This window comes from Streptomyces sp. NPDC088733 (assembly GCF_044751185.1).
Classification (GTDB): Bacteria; Actinomycetota; Actinomycetes; order Streptomycetales; family Streptomycetaceae; genus Actinacidiphila.
The window spans coordinates 159,896-176,862 of the sequence record NZ_JBIVLH010000011.1; the positions used below are offsets into that span (position 1 = coordinate 159,896).

A 16,967-nucleotide genomic window follows, 5' to 3' on the forward strand; every position below is an offset into this window, starting at 1 on the left:
CCATGTCCCGTCCCGGCCGGTCATCCGGTTTTCCCTTCGTCCGGTACCGGGGATTCCGCTGCCGGCGCACACGACCGTAGATTCACTCCCGACACTTCAATGTCCTGGGGAGGAAGGCCTGATGACGATCCGTCATCACATGAGCGACGGGTGGCCGGCCGGCTGCCGGGGGCGGCGGCGGTGCGGGGCATGTTCCTGATCACCGGCATCCCGGCGTCGGGCAAGTCCACCGTGGCGCAGGCACTGGCCGAGCGGCTGCCGAGGTCGGCGCACATCCGCGGGGGCGCGTTCCGGCGGATGATCGTGGGCGGCCGCGCGGAACCGGTCCCCGCGGACCACGACGACGAGGGCCCCGGCGAGGAGACGCTGCGGCAGCTGCGGCTGCGGCACTCCCTGGCCGCCGCGAGCGCCGACGCCTACGCCGCCGCCGGCTTCACGCCCGTGCTCCAGGACGTGATCCTCGGCGACGAACTGCCGCGCACGATCGCGCTGCTGCGCACCAGGCCGCTGCACGTCGTCGTCCTCGTCCCGCCTCCGGGCGCGGTCGCCGCGCGGGAGGCCGCGCGTGCCAAGCGGGTCTACGACGACGTCGTCACCCCCGCCCGGCTGGACCGCGCGCTGCGCTCGGGCACGCCCCGGATCGGCCTGTGGCTGGACACCGGCGAGCAGAGCCCGGAGCAGACGGTCGACACGATCCTGCGCCATGCCGGGCCCACGGGCTGAGCCCTGCGGCGGCGGGGTGGCTTCAGGGCGCGAGGATGTCCAGTTCGCGCAGGGCGCCCACGCAGATCTCCCGCATCAGCCGCTCGGCGGCCCCGGCGTCCCGGGAGCGGACGGCCTCGGCGACCCGCACGTGGAGGGTGACCGCCTCGGGGTCGGGGGCGCTGAACATCAGGTGGTGCTCGGTGCGGCCGGTCAGGACCTCGGCGACCACGTCGCCGAGCCGGGCGAACATCTCGTTGCCCGAGGCCCGGAGCATCGTGCGGTGGAACGCGATGTCGTGGACGAGGTACGCGTCCAGGTCGGCCGCGCGGCCGGCCGCCGCCATCTCGGCGGCGAGGACGGTGAGTTCGCGGCACTGGGCCGGGTCGGCGGCGGCTGCCGCGAGCCCGGCTGCGACCGGCTCCACGGCGGTGCGCAGCGTGGTCAGCGAGCGCAACTGGCGGGGCCGGTCGGCACCCGCCAGGCGCCAGCGGATGACGGCGGGGTCGAAGACGTTCCACTCCTCGGTGGGGCGCACCGTGATGCCGACCCGGCGCCGGGACTCGACCAGGTGCATGGCCTCCAGCACCCTGACCGCCTCGCGCACGACGGTGCGGGAGACGCCGAAGTCGCGCTCGAGCGCGTCGATGCGCAGCACGGTGCCGGGCGGGTGGACGCCGGACGCGATGGCGGGGCCGAGTTCCGCCAGGACCCGGGCGTGCAGGCCGCCGTTCTCTCCCTGCCGATCCATGGCCGACAGCCTATGCGGCATCGATTCGTATGACGATTTTATGTCGGCCTCTTGAATAAGTAGTACCTACGGCGTTTCCTGAAGGCCGTCACCCGCACGAGGAGGTAGCAGTGATGACCGAGGACGGCCCGCGTCTCCCCCTGGTGGTGGTCATGGGGGTCTCCGGATCGGGCAAGTCCACCGTCGGCGGGCTGCTCGCCGAGCGGCTCGGCGTCCCGTACGCCGAGGCCGACGACTTCCACCCGCCGGCCAACATCGCCAAGATGTCGGCCGGGCATCCGCTGGACGACGAGGACCGCGCCCCCTGGCTGGACGCCATAGCGGCCTGGATCACCGGGCGCGGCGGCCACGGCGGCGTCGTCAGCTGCTCCGCCCTGCGCCGCCGCTACCGCGACCGGCTCCGCCGGGATACGCCCGGCCTGTTCTTCCTCCACCTCGACGGCTCCGAGGAGCTGATCGCCGCCCGCCTGGCCGCGCGGATGCAGCACTTCATGCCGGCCGGGCTGCTGCGCTCGCAGTTCGAGGCGCTGGAACCGCTCGAACCCGACGAGGCCGGGGCGGTCGTGGCGATCGACGGCGGCCCGCGGCAGATCAGCGAGCGCGCCCTGGCGGCCCTCCCCCACTGAGCCGTTCCCCCGCTGCTGCCGCTGGTCCTGCAGCCGCCCCGCCGGGGGCGGCCCCACCCCGTCCGGCCTGCGCCCTCCCCTGTTAGGTTCCTCGCGGACCACCAGGAAAGGGCACAACCATGTCATCTCCGTCACCGTCGTCGTCGCCGTCGCAGACCGACGCCCCGTACACCTCCCGGCTCGCGCCGGGCGTGCACGCCTACGTCCAGCCGGACGGCGGGTGGTGCCTGAACAACGCCGGGTTCATCAGCGACGGCCGCACGACGCTGCTGGTGGACACCGCCGCCACCGAGCGGCGCGCCCTGCTGCTGCGCGACGCGCTGACCGCGGCGGGTGTGCCGCAGCCCGACCACGTGGTCAACACCCACCACCACGGCGACCACACCTACGGCAACAGCGTCTTCACCCCGGGCGCCCGGATCGTCGGCCACACCGCGTGCGTCAAGGAGCAGCTGGCCGCCGGGCTCCAGCTGCACGCCATCTGGCCGGACGTGGACTACGGCGAGGTGCCCGTCACCCCCGCCACGGTCACCTACGACGACGAGCTGACCCTGCACGTCGGCGACGAGGAGGTGCGGCTGCTGCACCCCGGGGTCGCCCACACGCTCGGCGACACCGTGGTGTGGCTGCCCGGCCCGCGGGTGGTCTTCACCGGCGACCTGGTCTTCAACGGCGGGGCGCCCTTCGTCCCGATGGGCTCGCTCGCGGGCTCGCTGCGCGGGCTCGAACTGCTGCGGTCGCTGGACGCCGAGATCGTCGTGCCGGGCCACGGGCAGGTCTGCGACCCGTCGGTGTACGACACGACCGAGGGCTATCTGCGCTTCGTGACGGAGCTCGCGGCGGACGGCCACAAGGCCGGCCGGGAACCGCTGGAGGTCGCGCGGGCCGCCGATCCCGGCGAGTTCGCGTCGTTGCGCGAGCCGGAGCGGCTGGTCGCCAATCTGCACCGCGCGTACGCGGAGCTGGACGGGCTGCCGCCCGGCTCGCCGCTGGACCTGGTGCGGATCATCACCGACATGGCGGTGCTGAACGGCGGCCGGGTCCCGGAGTGCCTGGCCTGAGGCCCTGGCTCACCAGCGCGGAATGGCGGGGGTGACCCAGCCGGGCTCGGCACGGCGCATGGCCTTGGCGTCGTCGCGGTCGCGCAGGCCGCCGTCGTCGTCGAGCCAGCGGCGGTGCAGGGTCTCCAGGGCCGTCCGGTCGAGTTCCACGCCGAGGCCGGGGGCGTCGGACACGGCCAGCCGGCCGCCGCGGAACTCGTGGCGCAGGGTGATGACGTCCTCGGTCTGCCACGGGTAGTGCGAGTCGCAGGCGTGGTGCAGATTGGGCACCGTGGCCGCGACATGCGTCATCGCGGCGAGGCTGATGCCGAGGTGGGTGTTGGAGTGCATCGACACGCCCACCCCGAACGTGCGGCAGATCGCGGCGAGTTCACGGGTGTTGCGCAGCCCGCCCCAGTAGTGGTGGTCGGAGAGCACGACCTGGACGGCGTCCTGGGCGAAGGCGTCGGGGATCTCCCCGAAGGTGGTGACGCACATGTTGGTGGCCAGCGGCAGATCGGTGCCGGCGGCGACCTCGGCCATGCGGGCGGTGGTGGAGGTGGGGTCCTCCAGGTACTCCAGGACGTCCCCGAGCTCGTCGGCGACGCGCAGCGAGGTCTCCACCGACCAGGCGCCGTTGGGGTCCAGGCGCAGCGGCATGCCGGGGAAGGCCGCGGCCAGCGCCCGGATCGCGGCGATCTCCTCGTCGGGCGGGAAGACGCCGCCCTTGAGCTTGAACGACGTGAAGCCGTACTCGCGGACGAAGCGCCGGGCCTGCGCCACGATGCCGGCCGGGTCGAGCGCCGCGCCCCAGTCGTCCTTGAGGCCCTGCCCGTCCGGGTGCTCGGCCCAGCGGTAGAAGAGGTAGGCGCTGTAGTCGACGGTGTCGCGCACCTTGCCGCCGAGCAGCGCGTGCACGGGGAGCCCGAGCACCTTGCCGAGTGCGTCCAGGCAGGCCACCTCGAAGCCGGAGACCACCGACAGCAGCACCTTGTCGGCGGTCAGCACGCCGCGCAGTCCGCCGGCGTCCACGGCGTCCGAGGTGTCTTGGGGCGGCGCGCACACCAGTCCGGCGAGCGGCGACAGGTTGTTCAGGTCGCTGACCTCGCATCCGGGCAGCGCGTCGGCGAGCTGGCGGGCGGGCTCCAGGTAGCGGGCGTCGCCGTAGGTCTCGCCGATGCCGGTGACGCCGCTCTCGGTGGTGACCTCGATGATCAACCGGGGCGTGAACGGCTGGTGAACGCCTTGGGTGTTGAGGATCGGCGGGTCGGAGACCAGGACAGGGGTGAGTCTTACGTCCGTGATCGTCAGGTCCCTGCGGTGTGTCATCAACGCCCACCCTCGTCGTTCACATACATGTTTGAGATGCGTCTACCAGAATCGGACCCTAGGTCCCCTCCCCAAAGTCGTCAAGAACGCACAGGTCCGGACACGGTTCGCGGGGCGGGCCCGCGGGGCGGCCGGGCACGACGGGCGGGATCATGGCTGCGGGCACCGCGGCGGCACCGCGTACGGGCGCCCAGGCGCGCCCGCCGGTTCCGGCGGCGGACTGGACGACATACCGACTGGTCGGCATGATGTCGGGTACAGGGACGGCAGTGGCGAGGAGCATGATGAGCGGTACGGAGAACCCACCGGGGCTCGACCTGGACCGGCTGCGGCGGTACCTGGACGCGCAGCGGCCCGGCCTGCTGCGCGGCCCGCTCGACGGCGAGCTGATCGAGGGCGGGCGGTCCAACCTGACGTACGCCGTCAGCGACGGCACCGCGCGCTGGGTGGTCCGGCGGCCCCCGCTGGGCCATGTGCTGGCGACCGCGCACGACATGGGCCGCGAGCACCGCGTGATCAGCGCCCTGCGCGACACCCCCGTGCCCGTCCCCGGCACCGTGATCCTCTGCGAGGACCCGGAGGTCCTGGGGGCGCCCTTCTACGTCATGGACTTCGTGGAGGGCACGCCGTACCGCACCGAGAAGCAGCTCACCGCGCTCGGCCCCGACCGCACCCGCGCCATCGTGCTCGCCCTGGTGGACACCCTCGTCGCACTGCACGCCGTCGACCCCGGGGCGGCCGGGCTCGGGGACTTCGGCCGCCCCGACGGATTCCTGGAGCGCCAGCTGCGCCGCTGGGGCAAGCAGCTCGACGCCTCGCGCAGCCGCGACCTGCCCCGCATCGACGAGCTCGCGGCCGCCCTGGGCGCGCGGCTGCCCGCCTCCGGACCGCCCGCGGTCGTCCACGGCGACTACCGGCTCGACAACGTGCTGGTCGGCTCCGACGACACCGTCAGGGCCGTCCTCGACTGGGAGATGTCCACCCTCGGCGACCCGCTCACCGACCTCGGCCTGCTGCTGATGTACGGCGAGCTGCGCCCCACCCCCGGCACGCCGGTGTCCGTCACCGGCGGCGCCCCGGGCCACCCCTCCGCCGCCGAGCTGCTGGAGCGCTACGCCGCCGGATCGGGGCGCGACGTGTCCTCGGTGGCCTGGTACACGGCCTTCGCGTACTTCAAGCTCGCCGTGATCCTGGAGGGCATCCACTACCGCTACACCCTCGGCCGGACCGTCGGCGCCGGCTTCGACCGGATCGGCGCCATCGTCCCGGCCTTCATCGACAACGGCCTGCGCACCCTTCAGGAAGGCTGACCATGGACTTCGCGTACGACGCCAGGACCGAGGAACTGCGCGAGCGGCTGCTCGCCTTCATGGACGAGCACGTGTACCCGGCCGAGCCGGTCTTCCGCCGCCAGCGCGAGGAGGCCGAGGGCGACGCGGTCTGGTCGGCGCCGCCGGTCGTCGGGGAACTCAAGGCGAAGGCGCGGGAGCTGGGCCTGTGGAACCTCTTCCTGCCCGGTGAGCGCGGCGCGGGACTGACCAACCTCCAGTACGCGCCGCTGGCCGAGATCACCGGCCGCAGCCCGCACCTGGCCCCGCCCGCCCTCAACTGCGCCGCGCCGGACACCGGGAACATGGAGGTGCTCAGCGAGTTCGGCACCGAGGAGCAGCGCAAGACCTGGCTGGAACCGCTGCTCGCCGGGGAGATCCGCTCGGCCTTCGCGATGACCGAGCCGGACGTGGCCTCCTCGGACGCGACGAACATCGAGACCCGGATCGTGCGCGACGGCGCCGACTACGTCATCAACGGCCGCAAGTGGTACATCTCCGGCGCGATGAACCCGCTCTGCGCGATCTTCATCGTCATGGGCAAGACCGATCCCACCGCCGACCGGCACCGCCAGCAGAGCATGATCCTCGTGCCGCGCGACACGCCCGGCCTCGAAGTACGGCGCGGCATGCGGGTGTTCGGCTACGACGACGGGGACCACGGCGGCCATGCCGAGGTGGTCTTCCACGACGTGCGGGTGCCCGCGGAGAACCTGGTCGGCGAGGAGGGCGGCGGCTTCGCCATCGCGCAGGCGCGGCTCGGGCCGGGCCGGATCCACCACTGCATGCGGCTGATCGGCATGGCCGAGCGCGCGGTGGAGCTGATGTGCCGGCGTGCCACCGGGCGCGTGGCGTTCGGCAAGCCGCTGGCCGCCCAGGGCGTCGTCCAGGAGTGGATCGCCGAGGCCCGCGTGGAGATCGAGCAACTGCGGCTGCTGGTGCTCAAGACCGCCTGGCTGATGGACACCGTCGGCAACCGCGGGGCGCACACCGAGATCCAGTCCATCAAGATCGCCACCCCGGCGAAGGTGGGCCTGATCCTCGACCGCGCCATCCAGGTGCACGGCGCGGGCGGCGTCAGCCAGGACTTCCCGCTGGCCGAACTGTACGCGGCGGCCCGCACGCTGCGCCTGGCCGACGGGCCCGACGAGGTGCACAAGCGGTCGCTCGCGCGGCGCGAACTCAAGCGGTACGCCACCCAGGAGGGCTGAGCGGCACGCCCACGGCGAGGCGCCCCCGGGTCCCGTACCCGGGGGCGCCCCCTTGTGCGGGAGCGGTGCGCCGCCGGTGCGCGGCCGGTCAGCGCGGAGCGCGACGGTGTTCTCACGAACGGGCCGCAGGGGCCCGGCACCGCGGACCGAGGAGCCCGACATGACTGCATCGACCGCATCCCTTGCCTCCACCGCCCTGAGCGGCAGGACGGCACTGGTGACCGGTGGTTCGCGCGGCATCGGCCGCGCCGTGGCACGCCGCCTGGCCGCCGAGGGCGCCCTGGTCGCCGTCCACTACGGCAGCGGCAAGGAGGCCGCCGACGAGACGGTGGCCCTGATCAACGAGGCCGGGGGCCGGGCGTTCCCGGTCGGCGCCGACTTCGCCGCCGCCGACGCGGCGGACCGCCTCTTCGGCCAACTGGCCGCGGGGCTGGGCGAGCGCGGGCTCGACATCCTGGTCGGCAACGCGGGCATCGCGTCCACCAGCCCGATCGCCGCCGTCACCGAGGAGGAGTTCGACCGCCTCTTCACGATCAACGTCCGCACCCCGTTCCTGGTGACCCGGCGGGCGATCCCCCTGCTCAACGACGGCGGCCGCATCGTCACCATCGCCTCCACCGCCACCCGCGTCGCGGTCTCCACGCAGATCGCGTACACCATGGCCAAGGCGGCGCTGGAGAGCATGACCCCGTCGCTGGCGAACGAACTGGGCGGCCGCGGCATCACCGTGAACACCGTCGCGCCCGGCGTGATCCGCACCGACATGACCGCGGGGCACACCGCCGTCCCGGAGGCCGCCGCCCAGCTCGCCGCCATCACCGCGCTCGGCCGGCTCGGCGAACCCGAGGACGTGGCCCGCACGGTGGCCTTCCTGGCCGGCCCCGACGGCGCCTACGTCACCGGCCAGCGCATCGACGTCTGCGGCGGGCTGTGGCTCGGGCCGATCATCCCCGGGCAGTGAGGTCCGGGGTTCCCCCGGCGGTCCGCCGCCGACGGCCGGACGCACCCCGGTCGACGCGTTCGCCGGTCCCCCGGTGGGGACCGGCGAACGTACGGCTTCGACCGGGGCCGTGTGCCGGGCACTCGGGATCCCGGCCGCGGAGGTGGAGCGGCAGCCCACGTCCGGCGGCGAGATCGTGGTGGGCGTCGGGCTGTCCGCTCGCCGGCCATGCTCTCCCGCCACCGCGTCGGGGGTGGGCCGACCGAGGCGTTCCTGTTCCGAGCGGGCCGGGCCCCGGGTTCCGGGCGGCCGTGGCGGCCGCGGGTCGGCAAGTTGGAACGCGCTCGCGCGGAGTGCGGACGGCACACCGTCGGGGACTGGACGCCGAGCCCCCGGCGGGGCAGCCGGGCCACGCGGCCCGGGCACCCGCGCCCGACCGTGTTCGGCGTCCTCCTCCCCCACACACAGGGACCCGCCGCGCCTGCGGTGAGGCCGGGCCGGGCTACGCGGCTCGGCTGCCCGCGCCGACCGTCTCGGCCTCCGGGATCAGGCGGACCTCTCCGGCGCCGGGGCCGGCGCGGCGGGTGGCGCGCAGCAGGCGGGTCGCGGAGAGCACGGTGGCGGCCACCAGCAGCAGGTTGCGCGCCGTCAGCACCGCGATCGCCAGGACGGAGCCGTCGAGCAGGTCGCGGAAGAGCAGCGGGAAGTCCAGGGTGGTCAGCACGGTCGCGGCGACCAGGAGGACGGCGACCGGACGCTGCGAGGTCCCGCGGTGCAGCAGGCAGACGGAGGCCAGCCCGATCAGCCAGATCAGGTACTGCGGGCTCAGGACGCGGCTGGTGACGACGAAGAGCAGGACCGCCGTCAGCGCGGCGTCGGGCAGCACCCAGGGCGCCCTGCGGTCGGCCCGCCGCCACCACCACAGCAGCCAGCAGAAGGCGAGGACCGAGCAGGCCTCGCTGACCCAGACCGCCTCGCGGATCCACGGGCCGACGAACTCCATGGAGCCGTCGCGCAGCGTCCACTGGCCCGACCAGCCGAAGTGCCGCGCGATGTGGAACGGCAGCGCCGCCGTCGCCTCGACCTCGATGCCGCGTTCGCGCTGCGCGGCCAGGAAGTCGAAGGCCCCGGGCATGGCGACGGCGAAGCCGAGCGCGACGGCCGCGGCGGTGGCGGCCGCCGTGAGCAGCGCGGTGCGGGCGCGCGGGCCGGCCCGCAAGCCGCTGAGCAGCAGCAGCGGCCAGGCCTTGACCATGGCGCCGAGCCCGACGAGCACGCCGAAGGCGAGGTCGGCCCAGCGGCGCCGGGTGCCCGCGGCTATCAGCGCGCCCATGGCCATGGCGGTCACGAAGACGTCGAAGCGGCTCCAGGGCAGGGTGATCAGCAGGGGCAGGCCGCCGATCCACAGCCATGCGGCCGCCGTGCCCGGTCCCTTGCGGAGCAGCACGGCGGTCACGGCGGCGTCGCACAGGGCGCAGCACACGATGAACGCGTGGCCGTAGTCCAGCACTGGCACCAGGCTCGGGGCGAGCAGCGGGAGCGCGGCGCCGGGCGGGTACTGCCAGGTGACGTCGGCGACGGGGAAGACTCCGGTGCGCAGCACCGCGTACCACCCCGTGTAGACCTGCGAGACCGACGGGTCGAGGTCTCCGAGGCCGCTGAACGGGCCGAGGCGCAGCGACGCCCCCACGAGCAGCAGCCGGGTCACCGCCCAGGCCGTCCACTGCCCGCGTGCGTCAAGGCACCACCGCATCGTTTCGTTTCTCCCCTGTTCGGCGGTCCGGCCTCTGGAGAAGAGACGATGGAAACGGCGCAGAGGTTGCTCGGCGGTAATCAGTTGTTGACGACCACCAGTCGTCCCGTGGTCGTCCCGTCCGCGACGCGCTGGACGGCGTCGGCGGCGCCGGTCAGCGGGACGCGCTCGCTCACCAGGGGTCTGATCGCGCCCTCGGCGGCCAGCCGGGTCAGTTCCTCGTGGCAGCACCGGACGGCGGCCGGGTCGTGGGTGTTGTACAGGCCCCAATGGAGGCCGACGACAGAGTAGTTCTTCACCAGGGCGTGGTTGAGCCCGGGGCTGGGGATGGTGCCGCTGGTGAAGCCGACGACGACGATGCGGCCCTCGAAGGCGATGCACTTGGTGGAGCGGGTGTACGCGTCGCCGCCGACCGGGTCGTACACCACGTCGGCGCCGCGGCCGCCGGTGGCCTCCTTGACGACGGCCACGAAGTCCTCGCTGTGCCGGTCGACGACGACGTCGGCGCCGAGTTCCCGGGCGGTCTTGGCCTTCTCCGGGCCGCCGACGACACCGATCACGGTGGCTCCCGCGGCCTTGCCGAGCTGGACGGCGGCGCTGCCCACCCCGCCCGCCGCGGCGTGCACGAGCAGGGTCTCGCCGGCCCGGAGCGCGGCGCGCCGGTGCAGGCCGAACCAGCCGGTCTGGTAGCCGATGTGGAGGGCGGCGGCCTCCGCGTCGTCCAGCGCCTCCGGCGCGGGCAGCACGCCGGCCGCGGGGACGACGGCCCGCTCGGCGAAGGCTCCGCCGGGCAGCGCGGCGGGGGTGATGACACGGTCGCCGGGGCGGTGTCCTTCCACGCCCTCGCCGACGGCGGCTATCTCGCCGCAGAACTCGACGCCGGGGGTGAACGGCAGCGGCGGGCGCACCTGGTAGTGGCCGCGGCACAGCAGCGCGTCGGGGAAGTTGACGGCGGCCGCGCGCACCGTGAGCAGCAGCTGGCCGGGGCCGGGCTGCGGGTCGGGGACGTCCTCGAGGCGCATCGCCTCGCGCGGCTCTCCGTTCTCGTGCACTCGCCATGCCTTCATGCGGTCGGCTCCCGGCTCCTGTTCAGGGCTGCCGCACGGAGTGCAGCAGCATGTCGGCGAAATCGGCGGCGACCTGGTCGGCGGACAGCGGTCCGTCCTCGCGGTACCAGGTGCCGAGGTGGTGCACCGCGCCGAAGAAGAAGTCGACGACGAGGTCGGGCCGGGCCTCCGCCCGGAACACCCCCTCGCGCTGTCCCTCCTCCACCAGGGCGCGGAACTTCTCGTGGTAGCGGCGGCGGTCGGCGCGCACCGCCTTCTGCTTCTCCGGGCTCAGCTGGTGGATGGACCGGAAGAAGATCTTGGTGTCGTCGAGGTTCTGGATGCTGGTGACGACGACGTCGGCGGCGGCCTCGACCAGGCGCCGCTGCACCGGCTCGTCCCGGTCGGCGATCGACTCCAGGCGCTCCATCTGCAGCCGCAGCACCCGGCCGTAGATCTCGTGCAGGAGGTCGTCCTTGCTGCCGAAGTAGTGGTAGAGCGCGCCCTTGGTCACCCCGGCGGCCTCGACGATCTCCTGCACGGACGTCCGGTCGTAGCCGCGCTCGGCGAAGAGCCGGGTGGCCTCGGCGAGCAGCCGCTGCGGGACAGCGGTGGCGGCCGCCTTGGGTGGTGTCGTACTCCGTGCCATGGCCTGCCCTTTCTCCGTTCCGGTGCGCGGGACAGCGTACCGAGCGGTATGTCGTCAGTCCGCGCGTGCCCGCAACTCCCGGCGCAGGATCTTGCCCGTGGCGGTCTTGGGCAGCTCGGGGAGGATTTCGACGGCGCGGGGGTACTTGTAGGCCGCGAGGCGGTCCTTGCAGTGGGCGATCAGCTCCTCCGCCGAGGCGGCGGCGTCCGGGCGCAGGCTGACGTACGCCTTCACCGACTCGCCGCGGTAGGTGTCGGGGACGCCCACGACGGCGGCCTCGCGCACCGCGGGGTGCGTGTAGAGCGCGTCCTCGACCTCGCGCGGCCACACCTTGAAGCCGGAGGCGTTGATCATGTCCTTCTTGCGGTCGACGACGTAGACCCAGCCGTCCTCGTCCATGAAGCCGATGTCGCCGGTACGCAGTTCGCCGCCGGGCAGGGCCGCGGCGGAGGCCTCGGGGAGCCGCCAGTAGCCGGGGACGACCATCGGGCCGCGCACCGCGATCTCGCCGTGCTCGCCGAACGGCACGTCCGCGCCCTGGTCGTCGACGATCCGCACGAGGGTGTCGGGACCGGGGACGCCGACCGAGAGCGTGCCGGAGACCGGGTCGACCGGCGCCTCCAGGCCGGGCGGGGTGCTGGTGGCCGGGGCGGTGCACTCGGTGAGGCCGTAGCCGTTGCGCAGGTAGTGGCCGAAGCGCGCCCGGAAGGCCTCCACCAGGGCCGGCGGCAGCGGCGCGCCGCCGGAGTACAGCAGCTGGAAGGAGGCGAAGTCCTCGGGCACGGCGTCCGGGTGGGCCATCAGCGCCATGTAGGCGGTGGACGGCCCGACCATGTAGGCGGGCCGGTGCTCGCGGAGCGCGTCGAGGACGACGCCCGCCTCGAAGCGGTACGCGAGGGCGACCGTCGCGCCCGCGGCGATGCCGGCGGCGAGCTGGCAGACCATGCCGGTGATGTGGAACAGCGGTGCCAGCGCGAAGATCGTCGCACCGTCGGGCAGCACGCTGTGGGCGCGCTGCCGGTCGGCGTTGAAGCTGATGTTGCCGTGCGTGTTCATCGCGCCCTTGGGCACGCCGCTGGTGCCCGAGGTGTAGCTGATCAGCGCGACGTCCTCGCCGGTGAGCCCGGGATCGGGCAGGGCGGGTCCGACGGTGCCGGCGTGGGCGGCGGAGAGCAGGTCCTCCGCATCCTCGGCGGCGTACCGCTGCTTCGGCAGGACCCGGTGGTCGTCGCGTGTCTGCAGGTCGAGCTCGCTGGTGGTCAGCGCGATGCGCACCGGGGAGTCGGCGGCCGTCTCGCGGATGTACGCGTCCCAGGCCCGCTCGGAGCACACCAGCGCGGCCACCTCGGCGTCCCGCAGGATGTGGCCGAGCTCGTGCTCCTTGTACATCGGGTTGACCGGGACGACGCTGCCGCCGGCCTTCCAGGCGGCGAGCAGCGCGACGGCGAACTGCGGGATGTTCTGGAGGACGATCGCGAGCCGGTCGCCGCGCGCGAAGCCGCGTCCGACGAGGTGGCGGGCGAGGCCGTCGGAGAGCTCGTCGAGCTCGCGGTAGGCGATCCGGGCGTCGAAGTACGCGAGCGCGGTGCGGCCTGGCACGCGGTCCACGGTGGCGCGGAAGGCGTGCAGCAGTGTCGGCGGCGGGTCGGGGAGGGCGCGCAGCTCCTCCCGGAAGTACTGGAGCCAGGGCTTGCTGTCGTACGAGGTCATGCCGCGCCGCCCTCCTCCAGCTTGCGCTGCACCCGGTTCATGGCGTCGATCCAGTGGTCGGTGTCCCCGGCCCGGGCGGCGTAGTACCCGGCGGCCTCGGGGTGCGGCAGGATCAGGAAGCGCTCGTCCGCGATGCCCTGGAGCACGGCGTCCGCGACCTGCTCCGGCTCGATGGCCCCGGGGCCGAGGACGAGTTCCCCGACGGGGCCGGCCGAGCGCAGCATGTCGGTGCGCACGCCCTGCGGGCAGACGGCGTGGACGCGGACGCCGCGGTGACGGTAGGTGACGGCCAGCCATTCGGCGAAGGCGAGGGCGCCGTGCTTGGTGACGGAGTACGCGGCGTCTCCCACCATGGTGAGCAGTCCGGCGGCGGACACGGTGGCCACGAAGCGGCCCTCACCGCGCTCCAGCCACTCGGGGAGCAGTTCGCGCGCCGCCCGGACGTGCGCCATCACGTTGACGTCCCAGACCCGCTGCCAGACCTCGTCGTCCGCCTCGGGGCCGGCCATGGCGCCGGTGCCGGCGTTGGCGCAGAAGACGTCGATGCGGCCGCCCAGCGCCTCGCGGGCGGGCCCGACCACGCCGGAGGCGTCACCGATCACGCAGCTGCCGCCGATCTCCTCGGCGACGGCCTCGGCGGCGGCCTTGTTCAGGTCGTTGACGACGACTCGGGCGCCCTCCGAGGCGAATCTGCGGGCGAGCGCCGCACCGATCCCGCCTCCCGCACCGGTGACGACCACCCGGGCATCGCGCAGCGCTTCCATCGCGTCTCCTTCGACTCGTACGGCTCCCTTCGCATACTAAGCGGTCGGTCACAGAGAGGGAAGGTCATGCCTGCGGTATCGCCGGACATCGCCCGTGCCGGCGGAGCCCGCTCCCGCGGCGCGCACGGGCCGGGGCCCGGCCGAAACGGCCGGGCCCCGGATCGCGTACGGGCGGTCGCCACCGCTCAGCGGTGCACGGCGAACTCCACGACCTGCTGGTAGGTCGGGCGGTTCTGCCAGCTGATCTTGCCGTGCTTGATGCCGCCCAGCGGCCGCTGGATCACCGTGTCGGCACACCACTGGTCGCCGGCCGAGCAGTTCTCGTCGCCCGGGTAGACCTGGGCGGCGGTCTTCGCGGCGGCCTGCTTCAACGTGGTGATCAGCACGTCCCGGCACCCGCTCAGCGAGCCGCCGCCGCAGTAGTTCCTGGCCAGTCCGCCCTGGACGGGCTCACCGAGGACCGCGCGGATGTCCTTGTCGACATAGGACCACCAGCCGTACTGGAAGGCGCTCCCGGCGTGCGCACCGGTCGGTCCGTGCCCGGCCGAAGGGGACTCGTCGACGGTCAGGTTGGCGGTGAGCGCCGCGTACAGCCCGCTGCCGAGGCCCGGTTCGAACTCGGCCTTGACCAGCAGTGGCCACCAGGCGTCCATGATGCGCACCGCGTCGGCGTTGGCGTAGGTGTGCGAACCCGCCGAGGTCTCCCTGCGCTTGGCGCCCGCGGTCACCCAGTCGCCCAGCTTCGTGACGGCGGCCTCCGCCGCGGGGTCGGAGACGGCGCTGCTGCGGATCACCCTCAGCAGGTTGGGCAGCACGTCCTCGCCGCGCAGATCGGTCAGCGCCGCGTCCGCCATCGCCCGGGTGAGCTGCGCCCGGGTGACCCCGCCCGCGGCGACGAGCTGCTTCACCCGGTCGTCGAGCAGGTCCCCGCGGTGCACGGAGCCGTTGCCGAAGCCGGCCGCGTCGTACCCCTTGGCCTGCCGGTTGTTCCAGGAGACGTAGTAGTCCTGGTCGACGGACTGCGGGTGCTCGGCGGGCGGCGTGTAGTCGGCCGTGTTGTGCGCCGGGTCGAAGCCCTGCCACTCGTACGCCGTCTCGGCGCGCACCGGGAAGGTCGCGTCGACACCGGGCTGCCGGACCGGGTTGTCGCCGCTGTTGTAGTACGCCGTGTGCTGCGAGTCGGCGTAGAACCAGTTGAAGGTGTAGTTGATGTGCTGCACGGCCTCCTCGAAGGAGGCGGGCCCGGTGACCGCGGACGGGTCGTTGAGCATCTGGAAGCCCACCACCGAGTCGGCCTCGTGCATGTAGGAACTGCGCAGGCTGGTGAACGCCACCTTCTTGCCGCCGACGGTCCCGCGGTACTCCACGGTGCCGTACTTGGTCCGGTAGACCTGCATCCGGTACGAGCCGGCGGCCGTGCCGTCGGCGGTCGTCGGCGTCCAGGAGTTGCTGCGCTCCAGCTTCTCCATGGGCGTGCAGGTGCCGTGGTAGAGGTAGTGCACGTCGTCCTGGCACAGCTCGACGGCGTAGGTGTCCGTGATGTCCTGCGCGGAGGTCGTCGCGCTCCACGCGAAGTCCGGGCCGCGGCCCAGCTCCACGTACATGCTCAGGCCCGCGAAGGAGGCGCCGCGGGCGCTGATGCCCGGGCCCTGGATCTCCTGGAGCATGAGCAGCTGCGGCGCGAAGTAGCCGGTCTGCGGGCCGAAGACGGCGACCGGGTGGCCGCTCGCGGTGTGCGCGCCGCTGACGAGCAGGGCGTTGGACATCCCCCGGGTGTTGGCCGACAGGGCCGTTTGCGCCGCGCTCTTGGACGCGGCGGCGGCCTTGGCGGTCGCGCCGGTGCCGGTGCGGTCGTAGACCAGCGGCTCCTCGCTCACCGAGCCGGCGTCGGGCATCGCCGTGCCGCGCGGGCTGTCGGGGCGCACGGCGTACGGGAAGCTCTCGCCGTTGTGGACGGTGAGCGCCGCCTCGGGATCGTCGCGCTCGCGGAAGGACTCCCAGACCTTGGTGCCGTCCTCGACGCCGTACTTCTCCTGCGCCGCCAGCAGCGACAGCGCGTTGGTCACCTCGCCGCCGCCGCCCGTGCCGAACAGGGCGCCGATGACGGAGGCGAGCGCCACCAGGTCGGTGGGCTTGAACTTCTCGATGGTGCCGGCGTTGGTGATCGCGTCCTTGTGGCCGGTCAGCACGTACTCGCCGGGGAAGTAGCGGCCGCTGTCGGAGGCGGCGATGTAGGCGTTGACGCCGTCGACGTACGCCGTGACGTCGGCGTACGCCTGCTGGCCGCGGGCGCCGTTGTGGGAGGCGATCCAGTCGATCTGGGTCTGCAGATCGGCCTCGGTGTAGGGGGCGGCCCGCCAGAACTGCTGCTCCAGGCCCTGGTTGGCGAGCGCGCCGCCGGCGAACGAGGTCAGCTGGCCCCGGCCGACGTGCCGGAACAGGTCCATCATCCACAGGCGGTCCTGCGCCGCGGCGTACCCGGCGCCGAACTCGGTGCCGTAGCGGGTCGTGCCGGAGATGTGCGGGACGCCGGTCTTCTTGTCGCGCGTGATCGTCACATCGCTGCGGGGCGAGACGGTGGACGCCACCTGCCCCGAAGGCACGCCGAAGGACGCGTCGTTGAAGAAGTTGTTGATCGTGGCGTTCGTCAGGGTCTGGTACCCGGTGGCCAGGTTGGCATAGGGACCGAGCTGGTCCTCCGCGTGGTCGGGCTGGGTGCCGAAGATCTGGTTGAGCAGGATCTGGGCGAGAGTGGCGTTGCCGTTCTCCCCCGGCGGCAGGATGTCGGAACACTGCCCCTGGCAGTAGTCGTTGGGGGTGGCGGCGGCCGCGGGGGCCGCCCATGGGAGTGGCGCGAGGAGACTCGCCCCCAGCGCGAGCACCGCGGCGGCGGCACTCGCTCTCAGCTTTGACCTGAACCTGTCAATACGTGCGCGCATGACCGCTCCTCCCGAAGGCCGGTGTGACGCAGATTACTTCGAAGTTGACCCGCGAGTAAGGTGAACATGCGTCACGTTTTGACATCGCGAGATCGGCTGGAATTCACCGTCCCGGGGATGGATCCGGAACGCCGTCCGTTACGTCCATTCGACAGCGAAGCGAACCCGATGACGGAGGT

The 16,967-nt window shown here is 73.1% G+C and carries 14 protein-coding genes; 6 read left to right on the forward strand and 8 right to left on the reverse strand.

Translation table 11 applies throughout. The annotated features are described in order from the left end of the window. Positions 1–189: 189 nt before the first annotated feature. On the forward strand, positions 190–723 hold the full coding sequence (locus ACIP64_RS21880; protein WP_401589212.1) for an AAA family ATPase: 534 nt from the start codon (positions 190–192) through the stop codon (positions 721–723). A 22-nt stretch (positions 724–745) separates the two neighbouring features. On the opposite strand, the gene ACIP64_RS21885 is transcribed toward ACIP64_RS21880, so the two are convergent. Continuing rightward, positions 746–1,453, reverse strand: a complete 708-nt coding sequence (locus ACIP64_RS21885; protein ID WP_401589215.1) for a FadR/GntR family transcriptional regulator — start codon at positions 1,451–1,453, stop codon at positions 746–748. 113 nt (positions 1,454–1,566) lie between these two features. Between ACIP64_RS21885 and ACIP64_RS21890 the strand changes: the two genes are divergently transcribed. Continuing rightward, a complete protein-coding gene (locus tag ACIP64_RS21890; protein WP_401589218.1) occupies positions 1,567–2,079 on the forward strand; it encodes a gluconokinase in 513 nt (170 codons plus the stop codon). Between the two features lie 119 nt (positions 2,080–2,198). After that, positions 2,199–3,140 (forward strand): MBL fold metallo-hydrolase, encoded by a 942-nt coding sequence (locus tag ACIP64_RS21895; protein ID WP_401589220.1) that lies wholly within the window; start codon positions 2,199–2,201, stop codon positions 3,138–3,140. 9 nt (positions 3,141–3,149) lie between these two features. Here the strand turns inward: ACIP64_RS21895 and ACIP64_RS21900 are convergent, their stop codons facing one another. Beyond that, on the reverse strand, positions 3,150–4,448 hold the full coding sequence (locus ACIP64_RS21900; RefSeq protein WP_401589223.1) for a glucarate dehydratase family protein: 1,299 nt from the start codon (positions 4,446–4,448) through the stop codon (positions 3,150–3,152). Positions 4,449–4,732: 284 nt separating this feature from the next. Here ACIP64_RS21900 and ACIP64_RS21905 point away from each other — a divergent pair, with 284 nt between their 5' ends. From ACIP64_RS21905 to ACIP64_RS21915, 3 genes are all read left to right on the forward strand, one after another. Next, entirely contained in the window at positions 4,733–5,758 is a 1,026-nt protein-coding gene (locus tag ACIP64_RS21905; RefSeq protein WP_401589226.1) for a phosphotransferase family protein, read from the forward strand. Positions 5,759–5,760: 2 nt separating this feature from the next. Beyond that, entirely contained in the window at positions 5,761–6,987 is a 1,227-nt protein-coding gene (locus ACIP64_RS21910; protein ID WP_401589229.1) for an acyl-CoA dehydrogenase family protein, read from the forward strand. A gap of 160 nt (positions 6,988–7,147) precedes the next feature. Further along, positions 7,148–7,948, forward strand: a complete 801-nt coding sequence (locus ACIP64_RS21915; protein WP_401589232.1) for an SDR family oxidoreductase — start codon at positions 7,148–7,150, stop codon at positions 7,946–7,948. A gap of 481 nt (positions 7,949–8,429) precedes the next feature. Here ACIP64_RS21915 and ACIP64_RS21920 read toward each other — a convergent pair whose 3' ends face one another. The 6 genes from ACIP64_RS21920 to ACIP64_RS21945 all read right to left on the reverse strand — a co-directional run bounded on the left by ACIP64_RS21920 (position 8,430) and on the right by ACIP64_RS21945 (position 16,788). Beyond that, positions 8,430–9,680, reverse strand: coding sequence for a glycosyltransferase 87 family protein (locus ACIP64_RS21920; RefSeq protein WP_401589235.1), 1,251 nt, complete (start codon positions 9,678–9,680; stop codon positions 8,430–8,432). 80 nt (positions 9,681–9,760) lie between these two features. Further along, complete coding sequence (locus ACIP64_RS21925) at positions 9,761–10,747, reverse strand: NADPH:quinone oxidoreductase family protein (protein WP_401589238.1); 987 nt, start codon at positions 10,745–10,747, stop codon at positions 9,761–9,763. A 22-nt stretch (positions 10,748–10,769) separates the two neighbouring features. Next, the gene (locus ACIP64_RS21930; protein WP_360906264.1) at positions 10,770–11,375 is read right to left on the reverse strand and encodes a TetR/AcrR family transcriptional regulator; all 606 of its coding nucleotides are present in this window, start codon (positions 11,373–11,375) and stop codon (positions 10,770–10,772) included. Between the two features lie 54 nt (positions 11,376–11,429). Continuing rightward, a complete protein-coding gene (locus ACIP64_RS21935; RefSeq protein ID WP_401589241.1) occupies positions 11,430–13,085 on the reverse strand; it encodes a long-chain fatty acid--CoA ligase in 1,656 nt (551 codons plus the stop codon). Beyond that, positions 13,082–13,849: an SDR family oxidoreductase gene (locus tag ACIP64_RS21940; protein ID WP_401589243.1), complete on the reverse strand. Its 768-nt coding sequence runs from the start codon at positions 13,847–13,849 to the stop codon at positions 13,082–13,084. The genes ACIP64_RS21935 and ACIP64_RS21940 overlap by 4 nt, the downstream gene beginning before the upstream one ends. A gap of 185 nt (positions 13,850–14,034) precedes the next feature. Continuing rightward, complete coding sequence (locus ACIP64_RS21945) at positions 14,035–16,788, reverse strand: penicillin acylase family protein (RefSeq protein ID WP_401589246.1); 2,754 nt, start codon at positions 16,786–16,788, stop codon at positions 14,035–14,037. Between the last annotated feature and the right edge of the window lie 179 nt (positions 16,789–16,967).

What these genes read in the sequence shown, in the direction of transcription:
- ACIP64_RS21880 (WP_401589212.1), top strand. Translation starts at nt 190, where the DNA reads ATGTTCCTGATCACCGGCATCCCGGCGTCGGGCAAGTCCACCGTGGCG.
- ACIP64_RS21885 (WP_401589215.1), bottom strand. Translation starts at nt 1,453, where the DNA reads ATGGATCGGCAGGGAGAGAACGGCGGCCTGCACGCCCGGGTCCTGGCG.
- ACIP64_RS21890 (WP_401589218.1), top strand. Translation starts at nt 1,567, where the DNA reads ATGACCGAGGACGGCCCGCGTCTCCCCCTGGTGGTGGTCATGGGGGTC.
- ACIP64_RS21895 (WP_401589220.1), top strand. Translation starts at nt 2,199, where the DNA reads ATGTCATCTCCGTCACCGTCGTCGTCGCCGTCGCAGACCGACGCCCCG.
- ACIP64_RS21900 (WP_401589223.1), bottom strand. Translation starts at nt 4,448, where the DNA reads ATGACACACCGCAGGGACCTGACGATCACGGACGTAAGACTCACCCCT.
- ACIP64_RS21905 (WP_401589226.1), top strand. Translation starts at nt 4,733, where the DNA reads ATGAGCGGTACGGAGAACCCACCGGGGCTCGACCTGGACCGGCTGCGG.
- ACIP64_RS21910 (WP_401589229.1), top strand. Translation starts at nt 5,761, where the DNA reads ATGGACTTCGCGTACGACGCCAGGACCGAGGAACTGCGCGAGCGGCTG.
- ACIP64_RS21915 (WP_401589232.1), top strand. Translation starts at nt 7,148, where the DNA reads ATGACTGCATCGACCGCATCCCTTGCCTCCACCGCCCTGAGCGGCAGG.
- ACIP64_RS21920 (WP_401589235.1), bottom strand. Translation starts at nt 9,680, where the DNA reads ATGCGGTGGTGCCTTGACGCACGCGGGCAGTGGACGGCCTGGGCGGTG.
- ACIP64_RS21925 (WP_401589238.1), bottom strand. Translation starts at nt 10,747, where the DNA reads ATGAAGGCATGGCGAGTGCACGAGAACGGAGAGCCGCGCGAGGCGATG.
- ACIP64_RS21930 (WP_360906264.1), bottom strand. Translation starts at nt 11,375, where the DNA reads ATGGCACGGAGTACGACACCACCCAAGGCGGCCGCCACCGCTGTCCCG.
- ACIP64_RS21935 (WP_401589241.1), bottom strand. Translation starts at nt 13,085, where the DNA reads ATGACCTCGTACGACAGCAAGCCCTGGCTCCAGTACTTCCGGGAGGAG.
- ACIP64_RS21940 (WP_401589243.1), bottom strand. Translation starts at nt 13,849, where the DNA reads ATGGAAGCGCTGCGCGATGCCCGGGTGGTCGTCACCGGTGCGGGAGGC.
- ACIP64_RS21945 (WP_401589246.1), bottom strand. Translation starts at nt 16,788, where the DNA reads ATGCGCGCACGTATTGACAGGTTCAGGTCAAAGCTGAGAGCGAGTGCC.